This window comes from Frankia sp. CcI49, from assembly GCF_001983215.1.
GTDB classification, from domain to species: domain Bacteria; phylum Actinomycetota; class Actinomycetes; order Frankiales; family Frankiaceae; genus Parafrankia; species Parafrankia irregularis.
The window spans coordinates 88755-111009 of the sequence record NZ_MOWP01000039.1 but is presented as its reverse complement, the minus strand read 5'-3'; the positions used below and the strand labels follow the sequence as shown (position 1 = coordinate 111009).

The window sequence follows — 22255 nt, the reverse complement described above, 5'->3', positions numbered from 1 at the left end:
CATCGGTGCACACGGCGGGTTCCGTGGGGCGTGCCTGCGACGAGGGGTCGTCGCAGGCACGCCCCACCGGGGCGGTTCCAGGGGAGGTCGGAGATGACGGTGGACGAGCGGCGTTCCGAGGAGGCGCTGCGGACGCCATCGGAGGCGAATCCCATCCGGGTGCTGATCGTTGACGACCACGCGTTGTTCCGCCGCGGCCTGGAGATGGTCCTGGCACAGGAGGTCGACATCGAGGTCGTCGGTGAGGCGGCCGACGGCTCGGAAGCGGTCACCATGGCGGCCGAGATGGCGCCGGACATCGTCCTCATGGACGTTCGCATGCCGCGCCGCGGCGGGATCGACGCCACGAGCGCGATCAAGGAGAAGGTGCCGAGCGCGAAGATCGTCATGTTGACGATCAGCGATGAGGAGGCCGATCTCTTCGACGCGATCAAGGCGGGTGCCATGGGCTATCTGCTCAAGGAGATCTCGATCGACGAGGTGGCCGCGGACATTCGCGCGGTCTACAACGGCCAGAGCCTCATCAGCCCGTCCATGGCGTCCAAGCTGCTCAGCGAGTTCGCCGCGATGATCAAGACGAAGGACGACCGCCCCCAGCTCCCGACTCCGCGTCTGACCGACCGGGAGATGGAGGTCCTCCGGCTGGTGGCCAAGGGGCTGAACAACCGCGACATCGCCAAGCAGCTCTACATCAGCGAGAACACCGTCAAGAACCACATCCGCAACATCCTGGAGAAGCTGCAGCTGCACTCCCGGATGGAGGCCGTGGTCTACGCGGTTCGGGAGAAGCTGCTCGAAATCACCTGACAGGCCGCATGCGCCCCTGGCCACCCGGGCATCGGGCTTGGCCTTCGGCGCCGGAGGCGCCATGGCGCCTCCGGCGGCCGCTTCCGGTTCCCGGCAGGCCCAGGGGGTGCCTGCGGGCTGTTCAGACGGGCGGGTCTGTCGCCAGGCGTGAGCCGACCCAGCAGTCGTGCCGGGCGCCGTCGCCGAGAACGATGGCGTGGCGCAGGGTGCCGTCCAGGGAGAAGCCCAGCTTCTGGGCGACCCGCAGGGACCCGTGGTTGCCCACCGCGGCCCGCCACTCGACCCGCTCCAGCCCGAGCGCCCCGAATCCCCAACGCAGCAACGCGGCGGCGGCGCGGGTCGTGACCCCCTGACCACGCGCCTCGGGGACGCACCAGAAGGCGATCTCGGCGTCACCCTCGTCGGTCATGCTCTGCAGAGTGACGGAGGCCAGCAGCGCCTCCGTGGTGGCGTCGACGACCGCGAGCGGCGTGCTGGTGGCCGCGGCCCAGGCCGCCCTGGCCTGCCGGCCGACGAAGTCCTCGGCGTGCTCCCGCGTGTACGGCGCGGGGACCTGTGTCCACCGCTGGATCTCCAGGTCCTGGCAGGCGCTGAACATCGCGCCCGCGTCGGTCGTTCGCCAGGGGCGCAGATGGAGTGCTCCCGCCGTGATCTCGACCGGTTCCAGCGGCGGCCGGGCCGGGAGCGGCACCGCCCCGTGTCGATCGGGCCTGATGTCGGGACGCATAACCGTCACGATGCCAGCGTCCGGCGTGGCCGTGTCAGGCGGGCGTGTCGGCGTCGACCGGGCGTGTCGGCGTCGGGCGGGCAGGTTGATGCACGACTGGCCGTGTTGGTGCCGGGTGGGCGTGTTGTCCGCCGTCGGAGTCGCCGGCGGGCACCGGCACCACCCCACAGTCGTTGGACATGTCGGTGGGAGAGGGCCGAACGAGGCTGTCCGGGCATGCCGATGTGTCCCGGTGAACCCACCGCGTCGCCAGTGGTCCGAGCTGGGGCCGTGGGCGACGATCGAGGGACTAGCATCGTGGTGTCGGTGAGTTCGCCGACATGCCTGCCGGAGGGGTTCCGCCGTGGTTCTAGACAAGATCTTGCGTGCCGGTGAGGGCCGGATTCTGCGCAAGCTCAAGGCGATCGCCGAGCAGGTGAACCTCATTGAGGACGACTTCACCGGGCTGACCGACGCCGAGCTGCGCGGGATGACCGACGAGTTCCGCCAGCGCCTGGCGAACGAGGACGAGACCCTCGACTCCCTGCTGCCCGAAGCGTTCGCGGTGGTGCGTGAGGCCGCCCGGCGGACGCTCGGCCAGCGTCACTTCGACGTCCAGATCATGGGCGGCGCGGCGCTGCACATGGGCAACATCGCCGAGATGAAGACCGGTGAAGGCAAGACCCTGGTCTCCACTCTGCCCGCCTATCTCAACGCGCTGGCGGGGGAAGGCGTCCACATCGTCACGGTGAACGACTACCTGGCCCGGCGTGACGCCGAGAACATGGGCCGCGTTCACCGCTTCCTCGGCCTGACGGTCGGTGTCATCCACCCGCAGATGCCACCCGCGGCGCGTCGCCAGCAGTACCGGTGCGACATCACCTATGGCACGAACAACGAGTTCGGCTTCGACTACCTGCGCGACAACATGTCCTGGAGTGCGGACGAGCTGGTCCAGCGCGGTCACCACTTCGCGGTGGTCGACGAGGTCGACTCGATCCTCATCGACGAGGCCCGCACGCCGCTGATCATCAGTGGCCCGGCCGACAACCCGACCCGCTGGTACACCGAGTTCGCCCGCATCGCCCCGCTGCTGGAGCGGGACGTCGACTATGAGGTCGAGGAAGGCAAGCGCACGGTCGCGATCACCGAGGCCGGGGTCGAGAAGGTCGAGGACCAGCTCGGTATCGAGAACCTCTATGAGTCGGTGAACACCCCGCTCGTCGGCTACCTCAACAACTCGCTGAAGGCCAAAGAGCTTTACAAGCTGGACAAGGACTACATCGTCACCGACGGCGAGGTCCTCATCGTCGACGAGTTCACCGGCCGGGTTCTGCACGGTCGCCGCTACAGCGAGGGCATGCACCAGGCGATCGAGGCCAAGGAGAAGGTCGAGATCCGGCAGGAGAACCAGACCCTGGCGACGATCACTCTCCAGAACTACTTCCGGCTGTACGACAAACTGTCCGGGATGACCGGCACGGCCATGACCGAGGCCGCCGAGTTCCACCAGATCTACAAGCTCGGCGTGGTCCCCATTCCGACCAACAAGGCGATGGCCAGGGCGGACCAGCCGGACGTCGTCTACAAGACCGAGGTCGCCAAGTTCGACGCCGTCGTCGAGGACATCGCGGAGCGCCATGAGAAGGGGCAGCCGGTCCTCGTCGGCACGACCAGTGTCGAGAAGTCGGAGTACCTGTCCAAGCAGCTGACCAAGCGCGGTGTGAAGCACGAGGTGCTGAACGCCAAGCAGCACGAGCGTGAGGCCCACATCATCGCCGAGGCGGGGCGGCGGGGCGCTGTCACCGTGGCCACCAACATGGCCGGTCGAGGCACCGACATCATGCTCGGTGGCAACCCCGAGTTCATCGCGCAGGGGGAGCTCCGTCAGCGCGGTCTGTCTCCGGTCGAGACTCCCGACGACTACGAGGCCGCCTGGTCCGAGGCGCTGGAGAAGGCGCGGGCCTCGGTCACGGCCGAGCACGAGGACGTCGTCGGGGCCGGCGGTCTCTATGTTCTGGGCACGGAGCGCCACGAGTCCCGCCGTATCGACAACCAGCTGCGCGGTCGTGCCGGGCGCCAGGGTGACCGCGGCGAGTCCCGGTTCTACCTCTCACTGGGAGACGACCTCATGCGGCTGTTCAACGCCGCCGCGGTCGAGGGCATCATGGATCGCCTCAACATCCCGGACGACGTGCCGATCGAATCGAAGATCGTCACTCGTGCGATTCGATCGGCGCAGACCCAGGTCGAGGGCCAGAACTTCGAGATCCGCAAGAACGTCCTCAAGTACGACGAGGTCATGAACAAGCAGCGCACCGTGATCTACGAGGAGCGCCGCAAGGTTCTCGAGGGAGCCGACCTGCACGAGCAGGTTCGCCACTTCGTCGACGACACCGTTGAGGGGTACGTCCGGGGAGCCACGGGCRACGGCTACCCGGAGGAGTGGGACCTCGACACGCTCTGGACCGGCCTCGGGCAGCTCTACCCGGTCGGAGTGGACGCGCCGGGCACGGACGACCGCGAGGGGCTGACCTCCGACCTGCTTCTCGAAGATCTTCAGGCGGATGCCCAGGAAGCCTATGACCGCCGTGAGCTGGACCTCGGTGACAAGCCGGACGGCGAGGCGGTGATGCGCGAGCTGGAGCGCAGGGTGGTGCTGGCGGTGCTCGACCGCAAGTGGCGCGAGCACCTGTACGAGATGGACTACCTGCAGGAGGGCATCGGCCTGCGGGCGATGGGTCAGCGCGACCCGGTCGTCGAGTACCAGCGCGAGGGCTTCGACATGTTCCAGACGATGATGGAGGGAATCAAGGAGGAGTCGGTCCGCCTCCTGTTCAACGTCGACGTTCAGGTTCCCGGTCGGGACGCGGAGGCTGCCGCGCCGGAGGCGCCAGCGGTCGCACCGGCCGCGCCTGAGCTGCAGCTCCCGCCTGCCCCCGATGCCGGTGGGTCGGGTGCCGCCGGTCGGGTTTCGCCGGTGTCACCAGCTGTTCCGGTGCCCACCCCGGCCCCGGCGCCGCCACCGGTCTTCGTCAAGGGCCTGGAACCGCGCCGTCCATCGGGAAACCTGCAGTACTCGGCGCCGAGCGTTGACGGTGACGCCACGCCCACCGTCACCGTCGACAGCGGAGCTGGGCTGACGGGTGCCGGCCGCGGTTCGGGCCCTGGCGGCGCGATGGGCCGCGGTGTCAGTGCCGGTGACGGCGGCGCGGCGCGTACAGCGCGCAACGCGCCGTGCCCCTGTGGGTCAGGTCGAAAGTTCAAGCGTTGCCACGGTGACCCGGCACGGCGCAACGACTGACCACGGCGCAGCGACTGGCGGGGCATGCCCGCGGTCCGCTGGCCTGAGTGTCCGCGACTCGGCATTGCCAGGGCCTAGCTTTGCCGGGCCCAGCAGAACCGGGGCTGCTCGGTTGAGCAACCCCGGTTCCAGAACGGCGGGGCGGGCCTGATCAGCCGAGCTGCAAGGTGGTCACCTGCCAGCGGTCCGCGCCGCGCTCCATTCGGAGTGCCAGCGCCCGCATGCGCTGGCCTCGACTGATCACGGCGCTGACCTCGGCGATGCCGGGCGTCGGCTCACTGACCCGCACGCTGCGTACCTGGCTGGGCTGGCGGTTGGTGAGCGCCGCCGCGGTCCGTTGGAGGTCGTGCTGAAGGTCGGCGGTCGTCCATGGGGTGAGATGCGCCATCGGGCGCGCACCGGAGAGAACCTCGACGATCAGGCGGACGACGACGGCGGCGGTGCGCCGCGGGTCCGGTGCCTGCTGTTGCCGTGGGTGCCCGCTCGTCGCCGGGGCGGATGCTGCACGGCGCGGCGGGCGCTGCTCGCGCTGGCGGGACAGCGGCAAGGTCAGCTGCTCCGGCAGCAATGGGCGGAGCGCTCCCCGTTCGGCGAGTCGGTGCGCCCCGCTGGTGACCTCCCGCGGCGCTGTCGAGACGGCGCCGCCGGTGGCCCGTGCGGGTCGTGGCCGGTCGATCGAGCGGTGCCGGGCACCGGGAGCAGCCCCGGTGCCCGGGGCGATCTCGTCGTCGTAGGGCGGGTCGACGGAGCGCACGGGCAGCAGCCCGGGCACGGCGACCACGTGGGGACGCCGACGACGGGGCAGGGTCAGGGCAGTCGTCGCAGTCACGGCGGGCCTTTCACGGCGGTCGGGCGTTGGGTAGTCGGCTGTCGGGTGTAGGGCGTTGGGTGGTCGGAGACGGCCGGCTCAGGACGGAGGCGGTGGGACGAGTCGCTGACCCGGCAGGATCAGATCTGGGTCAGGCCCGATCACATCGGCGTTCGCGGACCACCAGCGCGGCCACTCGGCGGCGATCTGGTCGGACGTCGCGCCCGGGCCGAGGTGGCGGGCGACGATGGTCCAGAGACTGTCCCCCCGCAGCACGACGATCTCCGCTGATCCGTCCGCGCTGGACATCGGGTTCTGTGCCGGTGTGCCGGGTGCCGTCGCCGGTGTGCCGGTGCCCAGCGGTGCGGCCGGCACGACAGGATCAACGGTTGCCGCGGGTGGTCGGGTTGTCGTGTCCGGCTGGCTGGGCTGGCTGCTGGGAGTGGACTGGCCTGTGGCGGGTCGGCTGGTGGCACTGGTGGGGCGGGTTGGGCTGGGTTGGCTTGTGGGGCTGGTGGTGTTGGTGGGGCTGGACTGGCGGGTGGGGCTGGGCTGGCTGGTGGTGCCGGAGGCTCCGGGCTGGCTCGGCGGGGGGCCCGGCTTGCTGTTCGTGGGATGGCTGAGGCTGGGCCACCCCTGCTCCGAAGCAGGGGTTGTCGTCGTGGCCGCGGGCTGACTGCCGGGGGCATGGGCGGTCAGCCCGGTCGACTGCGCCGGGGCCGTGGCCGTTCCCGCTGCTCGCACCGGAGTCAGCGGCACGATCAGGAGGTCGTCCGGAAGGACGTCTCCGACGGAGGCGCGCAGTTCGTCGGCACTGCCCGTCGACGTGCTGCCCGTGGACGTGCTCTCGAGCCCCGAACCGTTCGGCCCGGTGTTGTTCGGCCCCGTGTTGTCATGCCCGAGAAAGGGCCAGCTGTTCTGACTGGTCTGCGGCGAAGCCGTGCCTGTGCCGCCTGGCGCCGCGGACACCGACTGGGTGACGGCGGTCGCGTGCGCTGAGCCGGTGGTGGTGGCTGCGGAGGCGGGGCTGGCGGCGACGAGTGGGCTGACGCTGGCGGCCACGAGGGTGACCCCGAGCCCGACCTCGACGATCCGGCGGACGGCCCTGGGCAGGACCCGACGGGCCAGGGCGGCGAAGACGCGGCCAGCGGCACCCGGCAGCGCGGCCAGTGCTCCGAGGACCACCCCCGCGCACAACCACAGCAGGCAGATCCAGGCGATGAGCCCCAGACAGTTGGCGAGGGCCAGCTCGGGTGTTCCGCGAAACCATGGCCAGACCTCGCCCGGCTTCGAGGGGAAGTCGGCCAACCGCGGACCGAGCAGGACCAGTACCGCGGCGATGCCGAGGGCGGCCGTCGCGCCGCCTACCCGAGCGGCGATGTCCCGTCTTGCCCCTGAGATCATGCTCTTCGTACCCGTCCGTCCGATGTGGATTCGGGTGCCTGACACGGACGATCTTCTTTGCGCTGGCCGTGAGTAGGCAGGGATGACGATCGCTGACCGTGCTGTAAAGCGCATTAGCTCGGGGTCAGGGAGCTGATGCGCGAACGGTGCAGTTTGGTTACGTTTGCTTGTGTAACCCGCGAGAGGGTGGATGTCAATCCGCTCTGGGGCGTTTGCTCGTCTTGGTGACGGTTGATCGGTGAGGGCGGAGGCGGACGCGCGGATGCGCTGGGAAGATCTTTTTTCGGATCTCGAACTGCAATGGGAGGCCGCGGAGGCGGCCGAGCTGGATGCGGAGATCGCGGACCGGACCCGCAGGGAGGCCGCCTATCTGCGCATGCTCGACCGGATGCGGCCGGCCATCGGCTCCGAGGTGCGCTGCCTGCTGCGCGGCGGGCCCGGCCCGGGTCCGTTCGCCGTCAACGGCAGGCTCTCCGCGCTGGGTGTCGACTGGCTTCTGCTGAACGAGACGGCTTCGACCGAGCTGCTGGTGCCGAGAGCCTCGCTGCTCGCGGTCCGTGGGCTGACCGCGGTCTCGGCTCAGCCGGGGCATGAGGGTCGCCTGGCCGCGCGCCTCGATCTGCGGCATGTCGTGCGGGGGCTCGTGCGAGACCGGTCGGTCTGCGCGGTCACGCTGCTGGGAGGCGCCGCGCTGACCGGCACGCTGCTGCGCGTCGGCGCGGACTTCCTGGAACTCGCGGAACATCCGCTCGGGGAGTTCGCCCGCAGGACGGAGATCCGCTCCGGCTGGACGATTCCCTTCGACGGGCTCGCCTTCATCCGCCGGAGCTGAGGGGCGCGCAGCGCCAGAACGGCCGTAGCAGGCCAGGGGCGGGCCTGTCAGCCGTCTGATCGGCCGCCTGGTCAGTCGTCGGGAACGGCCTCGTTGCGACTCATCGGATTCGCCGCGACGAAGGCCCGCGTCTGCTCGTAGGCGCGCTGGATGTAGGCCTCGAGCTCGGTGCGCTCAACCCGCCACTGGCCCCGCCCGCCGATCTTGATGGCCGGTAGCTCACCAGAGCGGACGAGTGCGTACGTCTGGCTGGCAGAGATGTTGAGGATCTCCGCCACATCGCTGAGCTGAAGGAAGCGGTCGTTCATCAACGCCTCCTCTCCGGTGACGGTCGGCGCGTCTTCCCTGTGTATCAGAGTTCCCGCATCGCATCGCGTTCGAATGCCTCGGCTTGTGGATAACTGCGCGCGATACCGCCTGATGGGCTGTCATCTGACAGTTGCCCCGCGGCCGCTTCGAGGCCGACGACACGTTGGCGCTCCCCGGCGCCCTGTCGTCCATTCTGCGCCGAGCTCCCTCCGGGTCAGTTCCATCAGGCCAGGTCAGGCACGGTGGCGGCGGTCTGCGCACCCAGCAGCCTTATGCCCGGCCCGGCCGCTGCGCATCGTGAGGGGGCCGTCAGGCGTCATATGTCAGGAAGGTCGGATGGGGCGGCGGCGGACGGCGATGGTGACGACTCCATGCGGTATGGCCGAATGGAGGAGTTTGTGGTCGTCGACTACGTACGCTCTGCGACCGTAGGGTTCGTCCAGGCGTCCGCTGCTTCCGGCGGGTTCACCCCGCCCTGCACCGGCTGTGGCCGGGGCGCGGCTCGACGCGGCTGGAGCAGCGAGGAATGAGGAGGGCCCGGTGACCGAGCTGACCGTCGCGCCGGCGCGACCGGAACCGACCCCGCCAGTTCCGCCGTCGCCCGCGGCGCGAAGACTGGGCCGGCGCCGTTGGCGGGATTCGCGGCTGCTTGTCGGTGTGCTGCTGGTGCTGGTGTCCGTCGTGGCTGGCACCCGCCTGTTCACGGCGGCGGATCAGAGCAGGCAGTGGGTCGTCGCCGCCGCGGACCTCCCGGTGGGCCATCTCGTCGTCGAAGGCGACCTTCGAACGGTCAGCGCGCAGCTGGACCACGCCACATCCGACCGTTACTACCCCGGAGATCGGCGCGGTGAGCTCGTCGGGGCCACGCTGGCGCGTCCGGTCAGCCGCGGGGAGCTGCTCAGTGGCGCCGATTTCGCCGGGGCCAGCACCACGGCGACCAGGCTCGTGCCGGTGATCGTCAAGGCTGGCCGGCTGCCGGCGCTCACCCCGGGCGATCATGTCGACGTCTTCGTCTACCAGCCGGATGCCGCGCCGCCCTCGACCGATGCCGGTACGGGTTCTGGTTCTGGTTCGGGTGCAGGTTCGGGCTCGGGCGCTGGCTCCGGCTCGTCGGGCAGCGGTGCGGAGCAGCGGGCCGCGGCCAGTGGCGCGGGCGCCGAGATCCAGGTGCTGCACGACGTCGAGTTCGTCTCCGAGGACCGGCTGAGCGGCGGCGACCACTCCCTTGAGCTGCGGGTGCCGGTGGAGGACGCGATCCGCGCGGTCGCCGCGTCCCAGAGCGAACGGGTCGACGTGGTGAAGCTCGAACGTGATGCGCGGGGCGAGGTCGGGGTGCCTGGCCCGTCCGCGGTGCCGGGGTACGGGCGGTGAGCCTGCCGATCCTGACCGCGGTCACCGACTCGGTCGTGGAGGCCGGGCTCGTCTCGGCCTTCGACCGTCATGACCTGGGTGTCACTGTCGTGCGTCGCTGCGTCGACCTTCCCGACCTGCTCGCCGCCGCGACGACCGGCGCGGCGCGGGCCGCGCTGCTCTCCGCCGACCTGAGGCGGTTGGACAGGGAGGCCCTGGCTCGCCTGGCAATGTCCGGCGTCGCCGTCGTCGGCCTGATAGCGCCCGGTGACGAGGACGCGGATCGTCGGCTGCGTCAGCTCGGCGTCGTCGCTGTGATCACTGCGGACGCCACCGCCGAGGTGGTCGCGACCGCGGTGGTCGAGGCCACCCGGGCATTGACGGACCTGGCCGGTCCACCGGCGCTCCCCGCGGCCTTCAGCGAGCCGCTCGCCGGCCTGCGACCGCTCGGGCCGGGTTCCTCCGCCGGTGGCGTCGGCAGCGTCGCCGGTCTCGGTGGCATCGACGGCGTCGGCGCGACCGGCGAGCTTGCGCAGGGCCGAGTGATCGCGGTCTGGGGTCCCGTCGGTTCTCCGGGCCGGACGACGATCGCGCTGGGGCTGGCGGCCGAGCTCGCCGGCCTCGGCCGCCCCACTCTTCTCATCGACGCGGATTCGTACGGCGGTTCCATCGGTCAGCATGTCGGCCTGCTGGAGGAGGCGCCCGGCCTCGCGGCCGCCGCGCGCTCGGCGAACCAGGGCCTGTTGGACGTCCCCCGGCTCGCCATGCTGTGCCGGGACCTCGGCGGGGGTATGCGGGTGCTGCCGGGGATCTCCCGGCCGTCGCGCTGGCCCGAGCTTCGGCCCACCTCGGTGGAGACGGTCATCGCGCTGTCCCGCCGGCTCGCCTCGTTCGTGGTCGTCGACTGTGGCTTCTGTCTGGAAACGGACGAGGAGCTGTCCTTCGACACCACGGCGCCACGGCGTAACGGCGCGACGCTTGCGGTCCTCGAGGCGGCGGACACCGTGCTCGCGGTCGCGTCCGCCGAGCCGGTCGGTCTGGTGCGGTTCGTCCGGGGGCTCGCGGAGCTGCGCGAGGTCGTCCCGCACGCCGACCCACTGATCGTGGTCAACAAGCTGCGCGGCTCGGTGGTCGGCGGGGATCCGCGCCGCGAGGTGTCGCGTGCGATGGTCCGGCACACCGGGCGCGAGCCGGTGGCACTGGTTCCCCATGATCTCGCCGGTCTGGACGCGGCGGCGGCCTCCGGCCAGCTCCTGCGGGACATCGCACCGGCCTCACCGGCTCGGCTCGCGGTTCGCGACCTTGCCGCGGCGCTGGCCGGCGCCACGGCCACCTCACGGCGGCGTCGCTCCACGCTGCGCCGGGCGCAACGCTGATCGCCGTTGATCCGCCTTCCATCCCTTCCATCCCTGTCATCGCGGCTGGCGCCGAGTCCGGCGCCGAGGTCCGTCACGGGGGGTCTGCCATCGCGGCCGACTCCAGTCGTTCCGGACTGCCCATACCTGAGATGACGAATCAAACCGCGTGATTTCACGCTCAGTACGGACAAATTCCACGGCCGCCGATCGGATCGTTGTGACATTCGTCGGGCGGGCGCCGGCCGTCGGTGACCCCGGTGGTTACGGGGAGCGATTCAGGGGCATCGAATCGTCGAGCGGTTATCCGCGAGCAGTGGCGAAGTCCTGGCTATGAGCGACAAGGAGGTCGAAAATCGCGTCCCGTGGTGAGCGGTACGCCGCGGCTCGTGTTAACCAGGTCCGGCTGGGTGGCGGACTCGCCGCTATCCGCATCATTCGCCTGTCGGATGGTGATCGGATGGTGAATCGTCGCTTTCGGGGACGTTAAGTTAGTGTGTGCGTGGAGCGTCATCGCGCAGGTCAGCGCGCTGACAGAACACGTCGATCGCTCGGTCGAGACGACAGGGGGTGTGTCGGATGAGCCGGGAGTACGCGAAGGCCGTGGGTTCTCGCCTACGGGCAATCCGGATCCAGCAGGGGTTGTCTCTGCAGGGCGTAGAACAGAAGTCGCGTGGTCGGTGGAAGACCGCCGCGGTCGGCTCCTATGAACGCGGCGATCGGATGATCAGCGTCCATCAGCTGTCGGAGCTCGCCGGCTTCTACGGCGTGCCGGTCTCCGCGCTGTTGCCAAACGAGGACCAGCTGCCACCGCGGGAACGCAGGCCGCGCACAGTGCTCAATCTCGAGAAGCTCGCCGCGGCGCCGCCGGACTCGTCTGCCCTGGTGCGTAGATGGGTCGCGCAGATTCAGCGGCAGCGTGACGACTACGCCGGTCACGTGCTGTCCATCCGCGACGGTGACGTCCGGGCGCTGGCACTGCTGCACGACACGACCCCCCAGGAGTTCGCCGAGAGGCTACGTTCCTGGGGAGTGCTCGAGACCAGCTTCCCCGAGGAACATGAGCCGCAAGAGCCGCCGGAGTAGGAGCAGGGCCGGCATTTCTGTCGGGTCGGGCCGGTTGTAGCCAGCAGGCGCGGGCGGCCCGCGAGGGAGCGGCGACATCGGTGTCACATGCACACCCGGACCTGTGTGGTGGCCGAACGCACCGCGCCGGGAGGTGACGCAATGCCGAGGAAGCGGGCTTCGCACAGGGGACTCGTTCTCGGTGCGGGCGGTGTGCTCGGATCCGCCTGGATGATCGGCGCGCTGCGCGCGATCGAGACGGAACAGGGCATCGACGTCCGAGACCATGATGTCGTTGTCGGAACGTCGGCGGGATCGGTCATCGCCGCGCTGCTCGGTCTCGGAGTCGGCGCGGACGTGATGGTGAACTCGGAGCGGGGGATCTTCGAGCCGGGCTATCCGGTGCTGGACTACCGGGACCTCGGCGCCTCCCTGCCGCCCCGGCCGCGGATGCGGATGGGGTCGCCGCGGCTGCTGACCGCGACTGCGCTTCATCCCCGCCAGGCGTCGCCGATGGTGGCGCTGGCGGCCCTGCTCCCGCAGGGGCGCGGGCAGATCGCGGCGATCGGCGACCTGGTCTCCGCGGCGGTGGCGCGCCTCGACGAGCCGCTCGATCCGCTCTCGGCGAAGCGTTCGGCGTCCGTCCCGCCCGGTGCCCGGCGCGGACGGACGCCGACGGCACTCAGGCCGAACGGCTGGCCGCGCAGCCCAGGGCTGCGCGTCGTGGCGATGGACTTCGACACCGGCGGCCGGGTGCTGTTCGGCTCCGAGAGCGCTCCCCCGGCCCCGCTTCCGGAGGCGGTGATGGCGTCCTGCGCGATTCCCGGCTGGTACGCGCCGATCAGAATCGCCGGCCGCCGGTTCGTCGACGGTGGGACCCGCTCGCCTGCTTCCCTCGACCTCCTCGCGGACTCCGACCTGGACGAGGTGACGGTGCTCGCGCCCGCCTGCTCGTTCGAATGTGACCGCCCGCGCGGTGCCGTCGCGCTCGTCGAGCGGCAGATGCGCCGGGCCGCGACCCGCCGGCTGGCCCGCGAGATCGAACTCGTCCAGGCCGCGGGCATCCGGGTGACGGTGCTCTGCCCGGGGCCGGAGGATCTTGAGGTCATCGGCGGCAACATGATGGACCTGACCCGGCGCGCGGAGGTGTTCGAGACGTCGCTGCGTACGTCGACGCAGGCCCTGCGTGCGCTGCAGCAGGTGCCGGTACGTCCGGCGCGGGCCGCCGCCGCGGCCGGTGCCGCCGCGAGCGCGGGTGCCACCGGCCCGCGCCGTACGGGCGCTACCAGTCCGCGCGGCACGGGCGCTGCCAGCTCACGCGGTACGGGTGCGACCGGTCCGCGTGGTGCGGGTGCGACCGGACCACACGCAGCGGGTGGTACCGGCCGTGGTGCCGGTGCCACCGGCCCACGGAGGTCGGAGAAGTCACTGGACCAGCCGGGCCGGGGTGCCCGGGCCACGACCGGCGGTGCGGCTGGCGGCGGTGTGGAGGACCAGAACGCGGACCTCGGTCTGGTCGGCTGACGCGGGGTTGCCACACTGACCCCATGCGCGTCTACCTTCCCTCCACGCTCACGGCCGCCCGAGCGGTGCTGCGGGATCGGACGGTGCCGGCCGGCACCGCGTTCGCGGTCACTCCGGCGCTGCGGGAGTGGTACAGCCAGTCCGACACCGAGGAGATGGAGTTCGCGGCGCTGCAGAACGCGGCGCGGGCATGCCTGCGCCTGCTGGGCGCCGACCCTGACGCCCCGCCGCGGCGGTTCGTGTTCGCCGCCGATGTGGAGGAAAAGGGCGTCCGGGTCCGCGACGACCTGGAGCGGGGCGCGGTGGAGGTGCTCGGGCCCGTCCCGCTGGCCTCCGTCCGCGCCGTCCACACGGACGATCCGGCGGACAGCGAGGCGCAGGCCGCCGTGCGGGCGGCTGTCGATGCGGTGCTCGAGGCTGATCTCGGCAGCGACGACGCCGCCTTCGTCGTCGACGGCGCCGAGGGCTTCGAGCTCCTGTGGTTCGCCACCCAGGAGCTCGCCGACCTCCTCTGAGCGGTGGCAGTCACGCCGGTGCGCGGTGGCAGGCACGCCAGCCCTGGCGGCGGGTAGCGCCGCCTCGCTCGCATGGGCCGGTGCCGCCCGGTCGCACTTCCGGTGAGCTGTGGCGGTGTGATCCGTCGTGTTTCCCCTGTCCTGTCAGCGCCGACACGCTGGCAGCTGATCCGACAGTGGTCGTTGTCGTCAATTGCTGATTGATTGTCTTTTTGCCTGACCATGTCCGGCGGGTGTAGCTCCTCGGCGTCGCCAAGTGATCTTCCGTGCCGCGTGATGTAACGGTCGTGTCGTCTCGACGTTGCTTTTGACGCCCCGCGGCGGGCATCGGTCGATGCTCCGAATAGTGTTGTTGCGGAACTGGTTGCTCCCTCATGGCTCACCTTGTGTGGGTGTGCCGACGGGTCCGGCTGCGGCTGGCTCGTGGCGTGCTCCACGGCTTCGCGGGGGTTGTCGTCGGTTCTCCATCGTGTTCCTTGGCCTCGGTATATCTGTGGCGTGACGTAGGAGGCTGGTGAACCGTGCTCTATCTCGCCGGGCAGATTCTGGTCTTCGTCCTCGTGGCGATGCTGATCGGCGCGGGTCTGGCCTGGCTCTTCCTCGTCGCGCCGCTGCGGCGGCAGGCGCGCCTCGCGGTGGTGTCGGCCACCGGCGGTCCGGAGGCGGGCTCGGTCTCCGCCCAGGGCACGACGGCGGCGAAGCATCCGCTGGCCGTGGGCGAGCGCGTGGTCGCGGCAGAGGGCGCCGCCGACTCCCAGGATCACGAGCAGTCGGCGCGGCCGAGCAGTCCGAACGCTGCCCGGCCGGCTACGTCTGGCGTGTCTGTGACGTCTGGCGTGGTCCCGGAACGCGACACGGGCGTGCCCCACGAGACCGAGGCGGCGGCCCGGGCAGCGGAGCCCAGGGGCGCCGCCGGAGACATCGAGGCGCTTCTCGGCCGCCTGCGGGAGCAGGAGGAGAGGTGGTCAGCGGAGAAGGCGGAGCTGGTCACCCGGTTGGGCGCGGCCGAGCGTCAGGCCGTCGAATCCGAGCGGCGGGTTGCGGTCGCCGAGCAGCAGGTCGCCGATGCGCGGGCCCGCATCGGCGAGATCGAGTCAGCCCTGCGGGCGGCACCCGTCGACGTCGACGCCGCGAGTGCGCCGACGGTCGTTCAGCCGGTGTCACCGGCAGTTCTGACGGTTCCTGGCATTCCTGCGCCTTCGGCTGATCCGGTCGAAGCCGGGTCCGGGTTCGAATCCGTTGCGGATCTGGCCCGCGAGACGGCCGAGCTGCGTGAGCAGCTCCAGGAGGCCGAGGCGCGTGCGGCCAAGTTCTCCTCGCGGCTTGCCATGGTCCGCACCGAGGCGGAGGACGCTCAGCGGAAGGTGGCCACGATGAGCACACGCCTGGACCGCCACCAGGCGGAATGGGCGGCTGAACGGATCAAGCTGCTTGCTCGCATCGCGGAGGCGGAGGAGGTGCGGGTATCGATGGCGCTGCCGCCGGCCGACGAGTTCGCCGGATATCAGGAAGAGCTTCCCCTCGCCGTCGATCCGCAGCCCAGCTCCGGGTCGGCGGGTCCCGCCCAGCCGGTGCTGGCGGCTGGTCCGATCGAGGGCGACGAAGGCCACGAGCAGCAGAACTCATCCTCGGGCGGGTGGCCCCAGGGCGAGCAGTCCCACGACCTGCCGTTCGATGACGTGTTGTCCACAGAGGGAGCGCCGTCGGCCGACGTGCCGGCGGACGACGTGCCGTCGACCGCCGGGGCCTTCGACGCCGGCCCGCTGCTGTGCGCCATCGCAGGCTCCCGTGAGGAGGATCTGGAACTGATCGGTGCGGCGCTTGTCGGGGCAGCCACGTCCGCTTCGATGAACGAGCACCATGATCGAGCGAGCATGGATGCCGACAGATCAGGTTCTGCTGACGGGATGCCGGTGTCCGTGGCCGTCGTGCCGTCCTGGGGCGGGCCCGCCGAACCCGTCCCGTCATCCGACAATCTGAAGGAGATCGTCGGAGTCGGGCCGGTGGTCGAGTCCCGGCTGCGGGTGCTGGGGATCACCACCTTCCGCCAGCTCGCAGAAATGGGCGACACCGAAGTCGACCGGCTTGCGAAGATGCTGGATGGTTTCGGTGGCCGGATCATCTCCGACGACTGGGTCGGCCAGGCCCGTGATCTTCAGGCTCGGCACCACAGCGGTCTCGCCTGACGGTGCCGCCGTCGCGAGCCGCAGACCTGTCGAAGGTCGGAGCCGTCAAAGACCGGAGATGAGGCCCTCGATCTCCGCCTCGACGATGCGTCGATCGGTCACGTCGGCGTAGATCCACACGTGGCCGTGGTATCCGTTGGGTCCCGCGAGCGGAATGTGACTGCGTTCGAAGACCCTTCCGTCCGCGAACATCACAGTCTCGCGCCGCATGGTCCGTCGGCGCCGCAGCAGGGTGTCCAGCCGGCTCGCGAAGCCCGCCGGGTCCTCGACCAGGCCGGGCAGCGGGCGGAGCTGCGCGCGACAGTCCGTGCCCACCAGATCGACCGGAGACTCCGCGAGATCGAACAGATCGCAGTAGGTCTGGTTCACAGCGACGACCCGGGCGTCCGCATCGGCGACCAGCACCGCTGACGGCAGCTCAGCCATCAGCGCGGTCAGCCAACGTTCGCGTTCATGGCACGCATCCGAGAGACGACGTATCTCGGCGAACGCGCAGTCGCAGCTGTCGTGCCCGGAGCCGCTCGCCGGTCCCGGAGCCGTCGGGCCACCGAAGGACAGTGACGACCCACGGCGCGGCCCGAAGGAGCCGGTCGGCCCTGAGGCCAGCGGGTGCGAACCGCCCGCCGGCCCGGAGCGGCTGGTGCGGTGATGGGCACTTCCCAGATCGCCGTGTGGGGTGACCGCCGCCCGCCATTCCGCGCCCGGGGGGAGCGCGCCGCCGCGCAGCGGCCTCGCACCGGGCCCAGGCGCCGGTGGACGAAGACCGCCCGTACCGGCAGAAAAGTTCCCGTTGCCGTCGCCGGCCGATTCCGGTCCCGGTGCGGCCCGTCCCGTGGCACGCGCCCGGGTCGGGCCGGTAAGCGGCTCAGTCCCGGGCTGATCACCGAGGGAAGCCTGCTCGACGTGAGTCTCACCGAACGGGATCTCACCGAACGTGGCCTTGCCGAACGGGATCTCGCCGAACGGGATGTCGTTGAACGGAATCTCCCCAGGTCCGGCGTCGTCGAACGGCGTCTCGGTGAAGGACCGCTCGGGGAGTGGCCGCTCGCTGAACGGCCGGCCTGGGTGCTCCGCGGGCTCGACGGCCGGCGGATCGACCTCACCCGCGGAGGGCCGCCGAGGAGGCGGAACCGTCCAGCCCGGACCCGCCGGCTCCTCATCGTCGCCGGGGAGGAGCCAAAGGTCGTCGGTGGCCAGATCGAACCGGTCGAGTTCCTCTCGGAGCAGCTCGACGGTGTCCAACGGCAGGTCATCTGGTCCGCCGTCGTCGGCAGCGCGGTCATCGTTCGTGGGTTCGGACCCGGCGACCGCTCGATCATTGGCCGTGGTCTCGCCGGGCCACTCGATCTGCGTGCTGCCACGGTCGCCCGCAGGCTGGTCGACTGCGGGCTCGGCAGCGTCTGGACCCAGCAGCTCGGCGGCCCACCGCGAAGGGTCGAGGCTGCCCAGTTCCAGATCGCCCAGTTCCAGATCGCCGAGCTCGAGGTCGCCCAGGTCGAGGTCGAACCCGAGCCTCTGGCCGGGCCTTGCCCCTGGGTTCGGGTCCGGTAGCTCGGCATCCGCCTCGCCACGGTCCGGTACCGCGGTCAGCGTGCCGGCAAAACGGCGATGTCCGTTCTCGCCCACGACCGCGGCCGCGCGCAGGATCGCCGGCCGTGCCGTCCCGTCCGGCTGAAGCAGCCGGACCGGGATCGAGAGCTCGTCACCCTCGGTTACCAAGAGGTGCCACTGTCTGGTCACGGTGCGTACATCCTCGGGATGTACGGCGCGTTCCCAGCCGCGCCCGACCGCCTTGTCGCGAGGGACTCCGGTCAGTACGGACCAGTGTCGGTTCACGAAAACATGCCGACCTGAGACGTCGGCGGTGAACACACCGACCGGACAGTTGTCGACAATTCGTCGGAATACATCCCATGCGGTTGCGAACACATCGGACGGCTCGGCACCGTGGTGGGTGTTCATCACTGTCCCCGGGTGAGTGTCGGTCGGCGTGCTCTGAACGCCGCCGCATTCCGCGACGACGCTGGGGCAGCCGTGCCCGATGGGCGTTCGGCGGTACGGGTCAATGGCTGACCGGGCACGTGAATGACCCCCGAGGCAGGCTTCGGCGGCGGTCGGCGACGTGCGGGGCGGTGTGGGGGAAGTACCGCCGGGCGGCGCGGACCGTGCGTTGTCGGTTTTGAGTGCGGTGGCGCGGCGTTCCAGTTCGGTGGAGTGGCGAGTTCCGGTACTCCGGTGTGTGGGTGTGTGCTGGCTTTCTGGCCGCCGGCAGATTACCGCTCCAGCACCTTGATCCCGGCGTATACGGTCGGCGTTTCGATGCCGATCTGTCGACCCGTTGCCGGGGTGGATGGCAAACCCGTCCGACCGCGCGGGTGCGTCACCACAACTCGGGCAAAAGTGCTCACGGAGATCGTTGCCGGGCCGGGATGATGGTTACGGAAAGTAATCGCTGAGGTGGGATCTGGTCGGATCGCGCGCGGTGGGTGGCCGCTGGTGGTCCGACCCGGCGCCAAGGGGTGCCAGAGGTTGTGCGAACGTTGTTGCTTGAGTACCTGCTTGGAAGGGTTGATAGGGAGTGACCGACTTTCTACGCTTCGTGGCAGGTCTTTCGAAGTGTGTGCGGCAGGTTGCGTCGATGGCGGTGAGGAGCGGCGATTCTCCGTGGCGGCGGTACGCGGGAACTGGATGGATGCGACCTCTCACGTGGAAGGAGAGGTCCGTGAACTGATACGTCGTCGATCACTCGACCCGGTCCGGGAACCCGCGCACATTCGCCAGCTCGTCGACGACGTGGTCGCCGACTACGAAGAGCGTGCTCTCACCAGTGACCTTCCTCCGGTGGTGGACCGGGATGCCACCGCCCGTTCGGTCTATGACGCCGTCGCCGGTTTCGGCCCGCTGCAGCGGTACCTCGACGACTCGACGGTGGAGGAGATCTGGATCAACGAGCCCGGCCGGGTGTTTGTCGCCCGGCACGGCCGCAGCGAGCTGACCACCGTGATTCTCACCCATGACCAGGTCCAGGACCTGGTGGAACGCATGTTGAAGTCATCCGGGCGCCGGGTTGACCTGTCCACCCCGTTTGTCGACGCGATGCTTCCCGACGGATCCCGCCTGCATGTGGTCATTCCGGACGTCACCCGGGTGCACTGGTCCGTCAACATCCGCAAGTTCGTCCTGTCCGCGTCCAGCCTGGACGAGCTTGTCGCGCTCGGGACGATCACGCCGCACGCGGCGCTGTTTCTGGAAGCGGCGGTGATCTCCGGGCTGAACGTCATCGTCGCCGGCGGCACCCAGGCCGGGAAGACGACGCTGCTCAACTGCCTGGGCTCCGCGATCCCCGCCCGCGAGCGGGTGATCAGCGTCGAGGAGGTCTTCGAGCTGCGACTGCGCGCGCCCGACTGGGTCGCCATGCAGACCCGGCAGGCGAACCTGGAGGGCACCGGTGAGATCCGACTGCGGCGGCTCATCAAGGAGGCGCTGCGGATGCGCCCCGACCGGATCCTCGTCGGCGAGGTGCGCCAGGAAGAGGCCCTCGACCTGCTCATCGCGCTCAACTCCGGGCTGCCCGGCATGTGCAGCCTGCACGCCAACTCGGCGCGCGAGGCCGTGACCAAGCTGTGTACCCTCCCGCTGCTGGCCGGGGAGAACGTCACGCACGCCTTCGTCGTGCCCACCGTCGCCTCCAGCGTCGACATCGTCGTCCACCTGGCCAAGGAGGCGGACGGACGTCGCCGGGTCAGCGAGATCGTCGCGCTGCCGGGCCGGGCCGAGGGCGACATCGTCGAGGTCGCCCAGATCTTCCAGACCCACGGCTCGATGCTGCTGCGGGCCGACGGCTACCCGCCCCACCCCGAGCGGTTCCTGCGTGCCGGCTACGACCTGGCCGCGCTGCTCGCCGCACCCGGCCACGAGCGCGGCTACCCGCACCCGCATCCACACCAGAACCAGCAGCACCCGTACCAGCAGAATCCCTACCCGCACCACCCGCAGATCGCGGTCGAGCGCTGATGGGCATGTTCATCGGCCTGCTCTTCGGCCTCGGCCTGTTCCTGATCGTGATGAGCGGGCGCCCCCGCGCGAGGGCGCAACGAGCCGAGCCCACCTGGGCCCGCAACCTGCGCGAGACGCTCGTCCAGGCGGGCATCCGCGGCGTGAGCCCCCAGCAGTTCGTCCTGATCAGCGCCGCGCTGGGGCTGGTCGTCGGCCTGGTCGTACTGGCCTTCTCCGGGACGTTCTCCCTCGCCGGCGCGTTCGGCGTGTTCGCCTCGCTGCTGCCCCGCCAGCTCGTGCTGCGCCGCCGCCGGGGCCGCATGCACGACCTGCGCGAGGTGTGGCCGGACGTCGTCGACAACCTCGCCAGCGCCGTGCGGGCCGGGCTGTCGCTGCCCGAGGCGCTCGCGGCGGTGGGCGTGCGCGGCCCGGTGGCGCTGCGCCCCGCCTTCACCCGCTTCGGCGAGGACTACCGGGCGACCGGTTCCTTCTCGACCTGCCTCGACCGGCTCGCCGACGAGCTGGCCGACCCCGTCGCGGACCGCATCATCGAGTCGCTGCGGATGGCCCGTGAGGTCGGCGGCACCGACCTGGGCCGCCTGCTGCGCACCCTGTCGACCTTCCTGCGCGAGGACGCCCGCACCCGCGCCGAGCTGGAGACCCGCCAGACCTGGACGGTCAACGCCGCCCGGCTCGCGATGGCGGCCCCCTGGATCGTCCTGCTGCTGCTCGCCAGCCGCGGCGAGAACGTGCGGGCCTATGACAGCCCGACCGGGGTGGCCGTGCTCGCCGGTGGCGCCGGCGTGTCCGTCCTGGCCTACCTGATCATGAAGCGGATCGGGCGGCTGCCCGAGGAGGAGCGGGTGCTGCGGCCATGAGCACTGCGGCGACAGGCGCGTTGGTGGGGCTCCTCTTCGGCGTCGGCCTGGTCATCGTGATCTTCCGATCGCCGCCAGCCCGCAAGGTGCGCCTCGCCGACCGGATGGATCCCTACCTGCGGGACACACCGTCCCCGTCCAGGCTGCTCTCGGACGCACCCGAGCCAGGTGCGGCCGCCGGCCGCCGGGCCACCGACTCCACCTCGACCTCCTCCGCCACCGCCTCGGGGCCGGGGTCGGGGCCGGGGTCGGGGTCGGCGTCAGCCGGGTCAGGCACGCGGTTCGCCGCGGGTTCCCGGCGCGGGGCGCACGGCCGGCGCGCGGCCGGTGCCGAGACACGGATCCTGGTCGGGCTGGGCACGGTGGAGGCGCTGCTACGCCCGTTCATCGCGGACGCCGCCGGGCGCCTCGACCGCTTCCTCGGCGGCCGGACCGCGCTCACCCGCCGGCTCGTCCAGGCCGGTGGCCGGACCACCATCGAGGAGTTCCGGGTCCAGCAGGTGATCACCGCGGTGGTCGGTGCGCTGCTCGGGGCGTCCGTGCTGGCGCTGCGCGCCCTGCTCGGCATCGGCCCGCCGGCGCTCGTCGGCGTCGCGCTCGTCGTCGCCGGAACGGCCGGCGGCATCCTGGCCCGGGACTGGTGGCTCACCCGCGCGATCCGCGAGCGCGAGGACCGGATGCTCATGGAGTTCCCCACCGTCGCCGAGCTGCTGGCGCTCGCCGTCACGGCGGGGGAGTCCGCGATCGGCGCGCTGGAACGGGTCAGCCGCCTCACCCGCGGCGAGCTCGGCACCGAGCTGCGGCTCGCGCTGGCCGACGCCCGCGCCGGCGCCACCCTCGTCCAGGCCCTCGAAGGCATCGCCGCCCGCACCTCGCTGCCGCCGCTCACCAGGTTCGTCGACGGCATGGCGGTGGCGATCGAGCGCGGCACACCGCTGGCGGACGTCCTGCGGGCACAGGCCGTGGACGTCCGTGAGGCCGGCAAGCGTCAGCTGCTGGAAGCCGGCGGGCGCAAGGAGATCGCGATGATGATTCCGGTCGTCTTCCTGATTCTCCCGACGACGGTGATCTTCGCGTTCTACCCGGCGCTCGTCAGCTTCACGGTGATCGCGCAGTGACGCTTCCGGTGCCATCCGGCACCGGGCGGTGCCGAACCGATGGCACCGATTGATCGGATCCTGGGAGGGGACATGAGAAGGATCAGAGGCAACACCAG

17 protein-coding genes are annotated in these 22255 nt (G+C 70.6%); 12 read left to right on the top strand and 5 right to left on the bottom strand.

All coding sequences use genetic code 11. The features are described from left to right. Nucleotides 1-93 precede the first annotated feature (93 nt). Complete coding sequence (locus CcI49_RS33845) at nucleotides 94-807, top strand: response regulator transcription factor (protein ID WP_054570600.1); 714 nt, start codon at nucleotides 94-96, stop codon at nucleotides 805-807. Between the two features lie 121 nt (nucleotides 808-928). Here CcI49_RS33845 and CcI49_RS33840 read toward each other — a convergent pair whose 3' ends face one another. Further along, nucleotides 929-1534: a GNAT family N-acetyltransferase gene (locus tag CcI49_RS33840; RefSeq protein ID WP_054570601.1), complete on the bottom strand. Its 606-nt coding sequence runs from the start codon at nucleotides 1532-1534 to the stop codon at nucleotides 929-931. A 343-nt stretch (nucleotides 1535-1877) separates the two neighbouring features. On the opposite strand from CcI49_RS33840, the gene secA reads away from it, so the two are divergent. After that, a complete protein-coding gene (gene secA, locus CcI49_RS33835) occupies nucleotides 1878-4817 on the top strand; it encodes a preprotein translocase subunit SecA (protein ID WP_076833413.1) in 2940 nt (979 codons plus the stop codon). Between the two features lie 151 nt (nucleotides 4818-4968). Here secA and CcI49_RS33830 read toward each other — a convergent pair whose 3' ends face one another. Together CcI49_RS33830 and CcI49_RS41795 are read right to left on the bottom strand one after the other, a co-directional pair. Continuing rightward, on the bottom strand, nucleotides 4969-5646 hold the full coding sequence (locus CcI49_RS33830) for an Rv3235 family protein (protein WP_076833411.1): 678 nt from the start codon (nucleotides 5644-5646) through the stop codon (nucleotides 4969-4971). Nucleotides 5647-5724: 78 nt separating this feature from the next. After that, entirely contained in the window at nucleotides 5725-7074 is a 1350-nt protein-coding gene (locus tag CcI49_RS41795; RefSeq protein ID WP_158230853.1) for a LysM domain-containing protein, read from the bottom strand. Nucleotides 7075-7291: 217 nt separating this feature from the next. Between CcI49_RS41795 and CcI49_RS33820 the strand changes: the two genes are divergently transcribed. Further along, entirely contained in the window at nucleotides 7292-7861 is a 570-nt protein-coding gene (locus CcI49_RS33820; protein WP_054570605.1) for a hypothetical protein, read from the top strand. Nucleotides 7862-7932: 71 nt separating this feature from the next. On the opposite strand, the gene CcI49_RS33815 is transcribed toward CcI49_RS33820, so the two are convergent. Next, nucleotides 7933-8169 carry a helix-turn-helix domain-containing protein gene (locus CcI49_RS33815; protein WP_006541514.1) on the bottom strand — a complete coding sequence of 79 codons (237 nt, stop codon included), beginning with the start codon at nucleotides 8167-8169 and terminating at the stop codon, nucleotides 7933-7935. A gap of 541 nt (nucleotides 8170-8710) precedes the next feature. Here CcI49_RS33815 and CcI49_RS33810 point away from each other — a divergent pair. From CcI49_RS33810 to CcI49_RS33785, 6 genes are all read left to right on the top strand, one after another. Then, on the top strand, nucleotides 8711-9541 hold the full coding sequence (locus CcI49_RS33810) for an SAF domain-containing protein (RefSeq protein WP_054570606.1): 831 nt from the start codon (nucleotides 8711-8713) through the stop codon (nucleotides 9539-9541). Continuing rightward, a complete protein-coding gene (locus tag CcI49_RS33805; RefSeq protein WP_054570607.1) occupies nucleotides 9538-10896 on the top strand; it encodes a chromosome partitioning protein in 1359 nt (452 codons plus the stop codon). The genes CcI49_RS33810 and CcI49_RS33805 overlap by 4 nt, the downstream gene beginning before the upstream one ends. A 558-nt stretch (nucleotides 10897-11454) precedes the next feature. Beyond that, a complete protein-coding gene (locus CcI49_RS33800) occupies nucleotides 11455-11961 on the top strand; it encodes a transcriptional regulator (protein WP_054570608.1) in 507 nt (168 codons plus the stop codon). Nucleotides 11962-12102: 141 nt separating this feature from the next. After that, nucleotides 12103-13464: a patatin-like phospholipase family protein gene (locus CcI49_RS33795; protein ID WP_076833470.1), complete on the top strand. Its 1362-nt coding sequence runs from the start codon at nucleotides 12103-12105 to the stop codon at nucleotides 13462-13464. A gap of 23 nt (nucleotides 13465-13487) precedes the next feature. Beyond that, complete coding sequence (locus CcI49_RS33790) at nucleotides 13488-13979, top strand: hypothetical protein (RefSeq protein WP_076833409.1); 492 nt, start codon at nucleotides 13488-13490, stop codon at nucleotides 13977-13979. Between the two features lie 521 nt (nucleotides 13980-14500). Further along, a complete protein-coding gene (locus tag CcI49_RS33785; protein WP_076833408.1) occupies nucleotides 14501-16165 on the top strand; it encodes a hypothetical protein in 1665 nt (554 codons plus the stop codon). Nucleotides 16166-16210: 45 nt separating this feature from the next. Here the strand turns inward: CcI49_RS33785 and CcI49_RS33780 are convergent, their stop codons facing one another. Then, nucleotides 16211-18127 (bottom strand): PAS domain-containing protein, encoded by a 1917-nt coding sequence (locus tag CcI49_RS33780; RefSeq protein ID WP_054570612.1) that lies wholly within the window; start codon nucleotides 18125-18127, stop codon nucleotides 16211-16213. A 702-nt stretch (nucleotides 18128-18829) separates the two neighbouring features. Between CcI49_RS33780 and CcI49_RS33775 the strand changes: the two genes are divergently transcribed. Genes CcI49_RS33775 through CcI49_RS33765 form a run of 3 tightly spaced genes read left to right on the top strand, consistent with a single transcriptional unit; the run spans nucleotide 18830 to nucleotide 22157 of the window. Then, nucleotides 18830-20179 carry an ATPase, T2SS/T4P/T4SS family gene (locus CcI49_RS33775; protein ID WP_054570613.1) on the top strand — a complete coding sequence of 450 codons (1350 nt, stop codon included), beginning with the start codon at nucleotides 18830-18832 and terminating at the stop codon, nucleotides 20177-20179. Continuing rightward, a complete protein-coding gene (locus tag CcI49_RS33770; RefSeq protein ID WP_054570614.1) occupies nucleotides 20179-21039 on the top strand; it encodes a type II secretion system F family protein in 861 nt (286 codons plus the stop codon). The genes CcI49_RS33775 and CcI49_RS33770 overlap by 1 nt, the downstream gene beginning before the upstream one ends. Further along, nucleotides 21036-22157 carry a type II secretion system F family protein gene (locus CcI49_RS33765; RefSeq protein WP_054570615.1) on the top strand — a complete coding sequence of 374 codons (1122 nt, stop codon included), beginning with the start codon at nucleotides 21036-21038 and terminating at the stop codon, nucleotides 22155-22157. The genes CcI49_RS33770 and CcI49_RS33765 overlap by 4 nt, the downstream gene beginning before the upstream one ends. Nucleotides 22158-22255: the final 98 nt, after the last annotated feature.

What these genes read in the sequence shown, in the direction of transcription:
- CcI49_RS33795 (WP_076833470.1), top strand. Translation starts at nt 12,103, where the DNA reads ATGCCGAGGAAGCGGGCTTCGCACAGGGGACTCGTTCTCGGTGCGGGC.
- CcI49_RS33765 (WP_054570615.1), top strand. Translation starts at nt 21,036, where the DNA reads ATGAGCACTGCGGCGACAGGCGCGTTGGTGGGGCTCCTCTTCGGCGTC.
- CcI49_RS33820 (WP_054570605.1), top strand. Translation starts at nt 7,292, where the DNA reads ATGCGCTGGGAAGATCTTTTTTCGGATCTCGAACTGCAATGGGAGGCC.
- CcI49_RS33815 (WP_006541514.1), bottom strand. Translation starts at nt 8,169, where the DNA reads ATGAACGACCGCTTCCTTCAGCTCAGCGATGTGGCGGAGATCCTCAAC.
- CcI49_RS33790 (WP_076833409.1), top strand. Translation starts at nt 13,488, where the DNA reads ATGCGCGTCTACCTTCCCTCCACGCTCACGGCCGCCCGAGCGGTGCTG.
- CcI49_RS33845 (WP_054570600.1), top strand. Translation starts at nt 94, where the DNA reads ATGACGGTGGACGAGCGGCGTTCCGAGGAGGCGCTGCGGACGCCATCG.
- CcI49_RS33840 (WP_054570601.1), bottom strand. Translation starts at nt 1,534, where the DNA reads ATGCGTCCCGACATCAGGCCCGATCGACACGGGGCGGTGCCGCTCCCG.
- CcI49_RS33800 (WP_054570608.1), top strand. Translation starts at nt 11,455, where the DNA reads ATGAGCCGGGAGTACGCGAAGGCCGTGGGTTCTCGCCTACGGGCAATC.
- CcI49_RS33780 (WP_054570612.1), bottom strand. Translation starts at nt 18,127, where the DNA reads ATGAACACCCACCACGGTGCCGAGCCGTCCGATGTGTTCGCAACCGCA.
- CcI49_RS33770 (WP_054570614.1), top strand. Translation starts at nt 20,179, where the DNA reads ATGGGCATGTTCATCGGCCTGCTCTTCGGCCTCGGCCTGTTCCTGATC.